The organism is Exiguobacterium aurantiacum (assembly GCF_001766415.1).
Classification (GTDB): Bacteria; Bacillota; Bacilli; order Exiguobacteriales; family Exiguobacteriaceae; genus Exiguobacterium; species Exiguobacterium aurantiacum_A.
In genome coordinates this window covers 1-592 of sequence record NZ_MKXO01000040.1, presented here as the reverse complement: position 1 = coordinate 592, position 592 = coordinate 1, and the positions used below count along the sequence as shown (strand labels likewise).

Genomic DNA, 592 nt, shown 5'->3' with positions numbered 1-592 from the left:
CTTATCTTGTTTGGCATCGTTTGACGAGCAGGCTGCAAGTCCAACAGATAACAAACAAGCGATGAGTGTGTATGATACCTTTTTCATCATTTTCTCTCCCTTCGGTATGAGAACGTCTAGTGCGCATTCTAACCGTTTTTTAGGAAAAATAAAACCGTACAGACAATTTGTTAGCGGATTGACATGTTTTTTATCTGTTTGTCCTCATTTTGTCTTCTCATAGTCATCTCATGACAAACTCAATTGTGGAATAATTGTTCCATCACTTCGTCGATATCGGTGATTGGCTGGCGGCAGCTGTAATTTTCACAAATATACACGGTGGTTTTGCCATCGATTGTTTTGTAATCTTTTGTAAAGGGCGCGAGCTTCGCTAATTCTTTCCCTGTTTCGGCAGTCAATATGATATCAAATGGAACGAAGCGTTTTTGAAGCACCTGTAAAAGCTGTTCTTTTTGAGGGTCGCCGTTTTTTCCGAGAATGATGATTTCTCTTTTCGCCGCATATTGACTTAGGAGCCCTTGTAGAAATGCTGTGTGTCCGCTTGGGTAGGAAGAGACATCCACATAAAAGGCTTTGAACATCTGTTCTA

Annotated in this window: 1 pseudogene; it reads right to left on the bottom strand. The window is 40.7% G+C overall.

The annotated features are described in order from the left end of the window. Nucleotides 1–239: 239 nt before the first annotated feature. Nucleotides 240–592: pseudogene (locus BJU60_RS14835) on the bottom strand (hypothetical protein); the annotation flags it as partial.